Genomic DNA, 9,923 nt, shown 5'->3' on the forward strand with positions numbered 1-9,923 from the left:
TTCATAAAAAACATTGTTGGTTAAAACACTTAAAAAACATTCATTTAGTAGACCCAGTTTACTCAACTTTATTTCTGCCATAGGTTGTTTTCTTCACTCATTTTTCCTATGGCCCAATAAAATTTCGCCAAATCTTCACCGATTTGCGCTTTCAAAACCGGTAAGTCCCGCTCGGTTTTGTGCAGACTGCGCTGCGCATTGAGCAGATCCAGAATATTGCGACGCCCGGTTTGCAACCCTTGCTCGGTGGCTTTCAAGGCCGCCCGGTTCGACACCAACGCCGACTGCAAGGCCTTGACCCGTGCCACACCGGTCTGCAATCCCAGCCAGGCGTTTTTCGCTTCCGCTTCCAGCTTCAATTGCTGTTCGCGTTTTTGCGCCAAGCGTTTTTGCGACTGATGCCGGGCTTTGGACACCGACGATTCGGTGCGTCCGCCCAAATACAACGGCACGGTCAATTGCACCCCGCCGCGAGCGCCTTCCATATCATCGTAGTAATGATTGCCGGAATCGTTGTACACCAGGGTGCCGAACGCATCCAGTTGGAAGGTGTCCTTGTTTTTGTGGTATTCCGCCTCGTTGCGCAACGCATCGGCGGAGGCCTGCAATGCAAACAGGCTCGGGTGATGCGACACCAATTCCGGCCAGGCCTGGCGGTTTTGTGAATTCGCCAATCCATACCGCTGCGCCAACTGCGTCACCTCATCCCCCACATCCACCGGGAACCCGAAAGCTGTTTGCGGAATGGCGTCCAAATGATCCACGCCCAACAAAGCTGCCAGATTCTGGCGCGTGCGTTCCAGCGACTGACGCGCTTCCAGTGCATCGGCATGATTCATGTCCAACCGCGCCTGTATCTCGACGATGTCGTTCAAATCCTGATAGCCCACCTGAAAGCGTTGTTTGACCTGTTGTAGAATCGATTCAATGGAACGGCGCTCTTTTTGCAGAAAGTGCAAATCTTCTTGCTGCGACCAATAACGAAAATACGTCAGCGCCACCTGTAACAGCAACTGCTGACGCGTGGCATCCAGTTGATATTGGCGACTGCTGTGTTGCTGACTGGCCGCGGCGTTCAAATCGCTCTGTTCCGGTTGGTACAACGGATAAACCGCCACCAACTGGTTGGCGGTTCGGGAGAAGGAACTTTCCTTCATCCAAGCGTAACTCAGCTCACTTTTCAGATTGACGGTCAGGTTTTCTTCGGACTCGGCCTGCCGAACATCGCTCATGGCCGCCGCACTGTCGGCTTCGGCCGCCGACAATTGCGGATTGTTGGCCAGCGCGACCTCAAACAATTGTTGCAACTGTGAAGCCGACGCCGGCGACGACCAAATAGCCGCCGCAAAAACTAACCCACTGAGCCGTAACGAAACAAGCTTTAAGCTTTTTGAAACATAATTTAAACCCTTCATACAGCGTCTCCTTTGGCTTCGGCGGCCTTCTCGGCTCCGAACCCCTTGGCGGCATACAGTAAATACGTCAGCAACGGAATCAACAGCATCGACACCAGCGGCGCCGAAATCATGCCGCCCACCATCGGTGCGGCAATCCGTTTCATGACTTCCGCGCCGGTGCCGTTGGCGAATAAAATCGGCAACAACCCGATGACGATGACACTCACCGTCATGGCTTTGGGTCGCACGCGCTGCACCGCGCCTTGCATAATGGCGGCGGCCAGATCGCTACGGTTATTCAGTCGCCCTTCCGTTTCGGCTTTGTGAATCGCCTGTTTCAGATACAACAACATCACCACACCGAATTCGGTCGCCACACCGGCCAAGGCAATCATTCCCACGGCCACGGCAATCGAGTAGTCGTAACCCAACCACCACAAGAACCAGACCGAGCCGAGCAGCGCGAATGGAATCACCAACAGAATCATCAAGGCTTCCGCCACTTGCTTGAAGATGATGTACAGCAGCACGAAGATAATGATGAGCGTCAGCGGCACGATGTTATATAAGGTTTGCTGTGCTTTGAGCAGGTATTCATACTGCCCGGTCCATTGCACACTGATCCCCGGTGGCAACGGCACGGCGTCGGCCACCGCTTGTTTGGCGCGCTGAATATAATCCACCAAATCGGTGCCTTTATCCAAATCGACAAACGTCCAACCGTTGAGGCGTGCGTTTTCCGACTTGATCATCGGCGGCCCCATGCGGATTTTGATATCGGCAATCATGCCCAGTTGAATCTGCGCACCGGAAGCGGTCACAATTGGCAACAACTTCAAGGATTCCACCGAATTCCGCCAGGCCTGGGGATACCGTAGATTCAAACTGTAACGTTCCCGCCCTTCAATGGTTTGTTGCAACACCTGGCCTCCGACCGCCGACGCGACGATATTGGCCACTTGCGCCACACTCAAACCATAACGGGCCGCTTGTGCACGTTTTGGCAGGATATCAATATAGCGCCCGCCTTCGGATCGGTCGGAAAAGGCCGACAAGGTGCCCGGCACTTTCGATACCGCCGATTCGACCTGTTCACCGACGGCTTGAATCTCAGCCAAGTCGTCCCCGGCGATTTTAATGCCAATGGGCGTTTTGATCCCGGTGGACAACATGTCGATGCGGGTTTTGATGGGTTGCACCCAAGCATTGGTCAAACCGGGAATCGCCACCGCCTCGTTCAAGGCTTGAATCAATTTCGGTAGGGTCATGCCTTCACGCCATTCCGACTTGTCCTTCAACTGAATGGTGGTTTCAATCATCGTCAAAGGCGCCGGATCGGTCGCGGTATCGGCCCGACCGATTTTGCCGAACACCGTCTTCACTTCCGGGAAGGACTTGATGATGCGGTCGGTTTGCTGCAGCAAACTTTGCGCATTACCGATCGATAAACCAGGCAAGGTGGTCGGCATGTAAAGCAAATCGCCTTCCTCCAGTTCCGGCATGAATTCGGAACCGATATGCTGCCAGGGATACGCCGCACTGACCAACAACACCAACGCCGCAACCAAGACGCTTTTTGGAAAACGCAACGCCCACTGTAAGACCGGACGATACAACGCCACCAGCCAACGGTTCAGGGGATTGGCGGATTCACTCGGCAAGCGCCCGCGAATAAACCACCCCATCAACACCGGCACCAGCGTAATCGCCAGCCCCGCCGCCACGGCCATCGCTAGGGTTTTGGTCAAAGCCAATGGCGTGAAAAGGCGTCCGGCCTGCTCTTGCAGGGCAAAAATCGGCACAAAACTCAACGCGATGATCAACAGCGACAGAAACAACGGCAAGCCGACTTCCTGAGCCGATTCCCGAACCAAACGCCAATGATCGCGCCCTTGAGCGGGTTCGCCCGTTTCACGACGATAGGCCTCCAAATGCTTGTGGGCATTCTCAATCATCACAATCGCTGCATCCACCATGGTGCCAATGGCGATGGCGATGCCCCCCAAGCTCATGATATTGGCGGTGACGCCCATGGCTTCCATAATGATGAAAGCGCCGAGAATCCCCAGCGGTAAAGAAACCACCGCCACCAAAGCGGAGCGTAAGTGGAACAAGAACACCAACGAAACCAAGGCCACCACAATCATTTCTTCCAGCAGCTTATCTTTGAGTGTCGCCACGGAACGCTCGATCAGCCCGGAGCGATTATAGACTTCAACCAAGTCCACGCCTTCCGGCAGGCCTGGGCGAATATCGTCCAATTTGGCTTTCACCGCCTGAATCACATTCAAGGCGTTTTCACCGGAACGCATCACCACAATGCCGCCGACCACCTCGCCTTCGCCATTCAGTTCCGCAATGCCGCGGCGCGGCTTCGCACCCAGCTGAACCCGAGCGATGTCCTTCAACAGCAAAGGCGTACCGTCGGCCGACAGACCGCCCACCGGTACCTGCTGCAAGTCCTTCAAGCGGGTGACATAGCCTTTCACGCCAACCATGTATTCGGCTTCCGCCAGCTCGATGACCGACGCGCCCATTTCCGTCGCGCTTTGACGAATCGCTTGCTGCACTTGTTCCAGGGTCAGGTTATAGCCCCGCAATTTGTTCGGGTCCACCACCACTTGATATTGTTTGACCATCCCGCCGACGGACGCGACTTCCGACACGCCGGGCACCGATTGCAGTTCGTACTTCAAAAACCAATCCTGCAAACTGCGCAGTTCGGCCAAATCGGTCGAGTGGGTCCGGTCCACCAACGCATATTGATACACCCAACCCACCCCGGAAGCGTCCGGCCCCAGTCGCGGCTGCACCCCGTCGGGCAATTGCGGTTTCACTTGATTGAGATATTCGAGCACCCGGGAGCGAGCCCAATAAGGATCGGTGCCCTCTTCAAACAGAATATAAACGTAGGAATCCCCGAAAAAGGAATAACCGCGCACCGCTTTGGCTTTGGGTACCGACATCATCAGACTGGAAATCGGATAGGTCACCTGGTCTTCAACCAACTGCGGACTTTGCCCGGCAAAAGGCGTTTTGACAATGACCTGCACATCGGATAAATCGGGAATCGCGTCCAAGGGCGTATTTTGAACCGCTTTCCAGCCCCAGACTGCCAGCACCAGGCTGAACAGCAGCACCAAAAACCGGTTCGCAATGGAAGCGGCAATAATCGAACGAATCATGACCACCTCCTAATGCGCATGCGCGTGGTTAGCCGCACCGGAGTCCGATGAGCCGGCCATGCGTTTGAGGTTGGACTGGATCTGACTTTCCGAATCGATCAGGAACTGACCGGACGTGACAATGCGTTCCCCGGCTTTCAAGCCCGACAACACTTCCACCCAATTACGGGTTTCCATGCCGGTGACGATTTCCGCCACCCGGTAACCGCCGTTGGGCTGTTCCATCACCACACGAGACTGAGTGCCGTCTTGAATCACCGCTTCCATTGGAATGGCCAGCACCGAATGCTTCGGCCCACCGTAGATGGTGACATCCACCAGCATATTTGGTTTGAAGCGCTGTTCGTCCGTATTTTGCAACGGAATACGCACTTTCAGAGCTTGCAAAACCGGGTCGGCCGTCGGATACAAATAATCAATCCGGCTTTCCCTGGTTTGGCCCGGATACGCATCGGTGGCCACTTCCACCGTGAGTCCCTGTTTTACCCACGCCTGCTGTAAAGGCAGGACTTCCGCCTCGACCCAGACGCTGTTCAAACCAATCAGACTCATCAACTCGGTCTGCGGCTGGATGTACATGCCATTTTGCACCGCCATTTCGCTCACGTAACCGCTTTGCGGCGCATACACTGGAATCTGTTCCATCACCCGACGCTTACGTTGCAAAACCTGAATGGTCTGATCGTCGACCCCCAACAGCGATAACCGAACCCGTGCGGATTCAAGAATCGATTTGGCGCTGTTACCCAGTTTGCGCTGGCTTTGCAAAGCTTGTAGAAAATCCTGTTGCGCCGATACGATTTCCGGCGAGTAGATACGGTATAACAAAGCACCTTTCTTGACGAAATCGCCATTGCTGCGGACACTCAAGTCACTGATCCACCCCGAGGCACGCGGGTGGATGTGAACCACTTGCGTTTCATCCGGCACCACTTTCCCGAAGGTTTCAATGTATTTCCAAAGAGTGGTCCGTTGGACTTCCGCGGTTCGGACCGCAAACGTTTGTCGCAAAGAACCATCAGCGGAAGCACCGCCTTTCACGTGGACTTCCTGCGCCGATTCGGACGCGTCAAACAATTGTTTGACCAGTGCCATACCACAGATGGGACAAGTCCCCTCATGATCCCGAACGATTTGCGGGTGCATCGGACAGACGTACTTATACACCGCTGTATCGGAGTGCTGGGTATCCGAAGCATTTGCTTCGGTAGAAGGGTTTTCAGTTGAAGCGCCCGCCTCATGCGGATGGGCTTCCTGAGCAATATCCGGCAAGTCGGCGGCGAAAGCCGAACAACCGGACAAAGAGAGCCAAAGCGCCAGGCCTGGCCATAAAAAACGTGTGGAAGGTGTCATCTTAAAATCCTTTAATCGGTCTGTTGTTGAGGCCGATCAGCTGATAATCGAAATCCATACCGTCTGCACGGAGCACAACGATATCGGTCAAGCGTCAGAGGAGTTTAAGCGTGTTTTGGAGGGCGTTTTTCCAGCGCAAGTTCTGCAGAAACAAATGAAAAGTCAGAAGGCTCGACGGTTTTAACGACCATCGGCGCCATACGAATAGCCACGGTTTGAATCACACCGAAGGAATGGCTGGTGATATGGCAAGTCACACCACAATCGCATTGATCGCCACACATCGGGCAACCGGCAGACGCCATGGTATGGTCACAACAAGCGTGGCCAGTGGTCTGTGTGGAATGGGATGACATCTGATGGGCTGTCTTGTGTGCGGAATGCATGTCATGGTGCATTTCCGTCATTTCATCGCAGCAAGCGTGTGCTTCGCTTGACATCTTTTGCGCAGGCACAGATGCGCCGGCCACTTGCAGTTGACCGAATAAAAACGCGATGATTAAAAACACATAGGACAGTTTCATAATTTCGAGTCTAATGAAAACCCCGGGCAATTACAAATAAATATTTTTGTGTTTTAATAAGTAAAATCGATTTTTAGCGACTTAAATGGACTGTCAACGACAATCAACCCAAATCCGCCAGGCCTGATGAAAAGTCGATTCAATAGCAATTCAATGAAGAGTGTTTAGAAGATGGGAAGCGACAAACAGCCACCGGATGAACAGGCGTTGAAAGCCTTGCTGAACCAGATTCGTTCCGACCCCAAAGCCGGTCAAACCACACACTTGACGGACAAACAGGCCAAGCAGTTAGCCTTGCGCATCAAAAAGCTGCTGCGCCAACACCTCAACTGAGCTGAAGACCGCTTTCGACTTCGTGCCGTTTGTCCGGCCCCAGTAGATTTTCAATCAGTGTCAGTGCAAATGGAATGGCGGTCCCCGGTCCTTTCGATGTCACGACCTGACCGTCCTGAACCACCGCTTCATCCACAAACGTCATGTTTTCCGCCGGTTGCTGTTCAATCACACCGGGGAAACTGGTGGCTTTTTTACCATCCAACAAGCCGGCCGTGACCAAAACCTTCGGCGCGGCGCAAATGGCCGCGGACAATCCACCTTGCTGAACCGTTTGCCGCAACATGTGATGCAAACGCGCATCCTCATTCAAGTGATTCGCGCCCGGTAGACCGCCAGGCAAGGCAATCATGTCAAACCTGTCCGATTCGACATCAGCCAAGGTGGTCTGCGCCACCAGTTGCACGCCACGGCTGGCGGTGATGGTTCGGTTATCGTCCAGACTAGCCGTCACCACGTCTACACCGGCACGCGTCAACAAATCGATAATGGTTACGGCTTCGAGTTCTTCACACCCTTGCGCCAATGGAACCAATACACGTTTTGTCATACACCCTCACTGTTTCATTTGCTGTGTGAAATACATCCCTTTCAGCAAGCTCAAGGCTTCATGCAGTTCGTAGTCGTTCGCCAACAACTCTTCCAAAGCCTTCTGAGAAGCTTTTTGCTCTTTGGTCAGTTTTTTGGTCGACTCTTCGTCTTCATTTTCACCATCCAGGTGTCCGCTCAAATCTTTTTCCTTGATGCGGGTGAAGTCCGGTGCCTGCAATTTTTCCACTTTCACCTGGTCGATTTCAATGTCCGGCTTGATGCCTTCCGCTTGAATCGAACGACCGGACGGCGTGTAGTAACGCGCAGTAGTCACCTTAATGGCGCCGCCGTTGTTCAACGGAATCAAGGTCTGGACGGACCCTTTACCGAAACTGGTACGGCCGGCGATCAACGCACGTTTCTGGTCTTGCAGAGCACCGGAAACGATTTCCGAAGCGGACGCCGACCCTTCGTTAATCAATACCACAATTGGCTTGCCTTCCATCAAGTCGCCCGCTTCGGCTTCAAAATTCATCTCCGAATTTTTCACGCGCCCCTTGGTGTAAACGATCAAACCGTCATTCAAGAACGCATCGGAAACTTCAACCGCCGCCCGCAATACGCCGCCCGGATTGTTACGCAAGTCCAATACCAGGCCGTTCAAAGGCCCCTTGTTTTCTTTTTCCAGCTTTTCTATGGCTTTCACCAAGTCTTCGCCGGTACGCATTTGGAACTGGCTGATACGGACATACCCCATACCGTCGTTCAACAATTGCTCCTTGACGCTTTTGACCTTGATAATCGCACGGGTCAATTCTTTTACAATCGGCTTGTCTTCGCCTTGACGCACAATCGTCAGAGTGATTTTCGACCCCGGTTTACCCCGCATGATTTTGACGGCGTCGGCCAGAGATTTTCCTTTCACCGGATGATCGTCGAGCTTGATGATCAAATCGCCCGCTTTCACACCGGCTTTTTGCGCCGGCGTATCATCAATCGGGGAAATGACTTTCACGAACCCGTCTTCCATCCCGACTTCCATTCCTAGACCGCCGAATTCACCGGTGGTGTGCTCTTCCATTTTCTTGTAATTCTTAGGCGGCAGGTAAGCCGAGTGCGGGTCCAAACTGGACAACATGCCACTGATGGCTCCCTCCAGAAGCTCTTTATTTTCGACCGGCTCCACATAATCGGTGGAGATACGATCAAACACTTCAACAAACGAACGTAATTCTTCAAGAGGTAAAACCGCTTGGGGGCTAGCATCCGGTGAGGCTTTTTTTTCATTTTCGCTCTCGGCCCAAACGCTGGTGCCGACAACGATAGTGGCGCCCAGGACGGCACCGTAAAACATCCAAAAACTTTTTTTCACCCAAGTTATTTTCACTCTTTACTCCAGAATGTTCATTTTTGTATTCAAAAGTGCTGCTAAAAAATTAATTTACTTCATTATAAGTGAAGTTTAAGTGACATTAGAGAACTATTTAATTAGAATTACAGACATCTACACATTTAAACATATTCTGACAAAATAACAATTAAGCGGTGACAAAGGAATGGAAGAAATCAACCCGTTAGCGATAAAAGAAGAAAATATCGAAAAGGCCTCGAAGGCGCTCAAAGCCATGGGTCACCCTCTAAGACTCAAGATTTTATGTGTACTTGGAGACAGCGAACTTCCAGTCATGGACATCGTTTCAAAAGTCGGAACCACTCAAAGCAACATTTCCCAGCATATCGACATCCTGAGAGAGAAAGAAATCATCACCTCTCGCCGCGATGGCAGCAAGATTCTGTGCAAAGTGCGAGACCCACAGATTTTGAACCTGCTGGAAGCCATGCAACAAACATTCTGTCCGGTTTAATTCCCTTTTAACTCGCCTGGTTCATCAGGCGAATTTCAAATTGATTCCGTTCGCTGACCGCCGACGACATCACCCCGTTCTCAGGTGACATTGACATTTCCAAACGGTTTTCGTTTTGAGTGTCACTCAACAAGGGATTACTTTGGATGTCACGCTCAGAACCCTCAGACGAAGGCTTTTCATTAGTGGATTCCGTATCCTCAACCTCTTCCTCCGTCCGCTCTTCTTGTTTGGTATTCATTATATCGGCTCGTGCTTCCGCAGCCATTTGCGATGCTTGTGCCGCCACTTTACGGTCTTGAGAGGACGGTTCGGCCGGAGCCAAGGCCGCTGCCCGAATCTGCTGGGCTTTTGCTAAGGTGGCCTGCGGGTCTCCCGACACTGGGCTGGTATCGATTCCGACTTCACCGCCAATCGCATAACGCCGTCCGTCCGGGCCGGTTTGATATGAATAATTGGCACCACCGGTGACGTGTTGCCCGCCGGCCGCTAAATGCGCCTGCTCATGGGCTTTCACTTCTCTGTCGCGTGATTTGAGTTCCGAAATAACACGCTGTACTTCGCGCTCAACCTGCTGATCTGAAGAAGCAGACTTTTCGGTTGGTGCCTTTTCCGCTTGTGAAATGGTATTACTACGTCCAGCCTGAGAATCTCTTTCACGGTTGGAGGAGGTATTATTTTGAGAAGCCGTCGAGGATGAGGAGGTTGAAACCTGAATGGATTCAGCAGGAATGG

9 protein-coding genes (1 of these 9 running past the window's edge) are annotated in these 9,923 nt (G+C 52.6%); 2 read left to right on the top strand and 7 right to left on the bottom strand.

Annotation, left to right across the window (positions count from 1 at the left end):
• Window positions 1–68 precede the first annotated feature (68 nt).
• The 4 genes from EPV75_RS09525 to EPV75_RS09540 form a co-directional block, all read right to left on the bottom strand.
• Window positions 69–1,415 carry a TolC family protein gene (locus EPV75_RS09525; protein ID WP_128385231.1) on the bottom strand — a complete coding sequence of 449 codons (1,347 nt, stop codon included), beginning with the start codon at window positions 1,413–1,415 and terminating at the stop codon, window positions 69–71.
• On the bottom strand, window positions 1,412–4,582 hold the full coding sequence (locus EPV75_RS09530; protein ID WP_128385232.1) for an efflux RND transporter permease subunit: 3,171 nt from the start codon (window positions 4,580–4,582) through the stop codon (window positions 1,412–1,414). Before EPV75_RS09530 ends, EPV75_RS09525 begins: the two co-directional genes overlap by 4 nt.
• Window positions 4,583–4,591: 9 nt before the next feature.
• On the bottom strand, window positions 4,592–5,935 hold the full coding sequence (locus EPV75_RS09535; protein WP_128385233.1) for an efflux RND transporter periplasmic adaptor subunit: 1,344 nt from the start codon (window positions 5,933–5,935) through the stop codon (window positions 4,592–4,594).
• A gap of 104 nt (window positions 5,936–6,039) precedes the next feature.
• Window positions 6,040–6,459 (bottom strand): hypothetical protein, encoded by a 420-nt coding sequence (locus EPV75_RS09540; RefSeq protein WP_128385234.1) that lies wholly within the window; start codon window positions 6,457–6,459, stop codon window positions 6,040–6,042.
• A gap of 171 nt (window positions 6,460–6,630) precedes the next feature.
• On the opposite strand from EPV75_RS09540, the gene EPV75_RS12280 reads away from it, so the two are divergent.
• On the top strand, window positions 6,631–6,792 hold the full coding sequence (locus EPV75_RS12280) for a hypothetical protein (protein ID WP_192893982.1): 162 nt from the start codon (window positions 6,631–6,633) through the stop codon (window positions 6,790–6,792).
• Here EPV75_RS12280 and EPV75_RS09545 read toward each other — a convergent pair.
• Both EPV75_RS09545 and EPV75_RS09550 read right to left on the bottom strand, forming a co-directional pair.
• Entirely contained in the window at window positions 6,785–7,342 is a 558-nt protein-coding gene (locus EPV75_RS09545) for a DJ-1 family glyoxalase III (protein WP_128385235.1), read from the bottom strand. The two genes, EPV75_RS12280 and EPV75_RS09545, sit on opposite strands and share 8 nt — an antisense overlap.
• A gap of 6 nt (window positions 7,343–7,348) precedes the next feature.
• Window positions 7,349–8,677, bottom strand: coding sequence for a S41 family peptidase (locus EPV75_RS09550; RefSeq protein ID WP_029938706.1), 1,329 nt, complete (start codon window positions 8,675–8,677; stop codon window positions 7,349–7,351).
• A gap of 202 nt (window positions 8,678–8,879) precedes the next feature.
• Here EPV75_RS09550 and EPV75_RS09555 point away from each other — a divergent pair, with 202 nt between their 5' ends.
• Window positions 8,880–9,188, top strand: coding sequence for an ArsR/SmtB family transcription factor (locus EPV75_RS09555; RefSeq protein WP_029938707.1), 309 nt, complete (start codon window positions 8,880–8,882; stop codon window positions 9,186–9,188).
• A 7-nt stretch (window positions 9,189–9,195) separates the two neighbouring features.
• Here EPV75_RS09555 and EPV75_RS09560 read toward each other — a convergent pair whose 3' ends face one another.
• Window positions 9,196–9,923, bottom strand: the 3' portion of a protein-coding gene (locus EPV75_RS09560; RefSeq protein WP_225972306.1) for a putative metalloprotease CJM1_0395 family protein. It continues 79 nt past the right edge of the window; the window shows 728 of its 807 coding nt (coding positions 80–807); its start codon lies off the right edge, out of view — the gene reads right to left on this strand; the stop codon is at window positions 9,196–9,198.

Source organism: Hydrogenovibrio thermophilus (assembly GCF_004028275.1).
GTDB lineage: Bacteria > Pseudomonadota > Gammaproteobacteria > Thiomicrospirales > Thiomicrospiraceae > Hydrogenovibrio > Hydrogenovibrio thermophilus.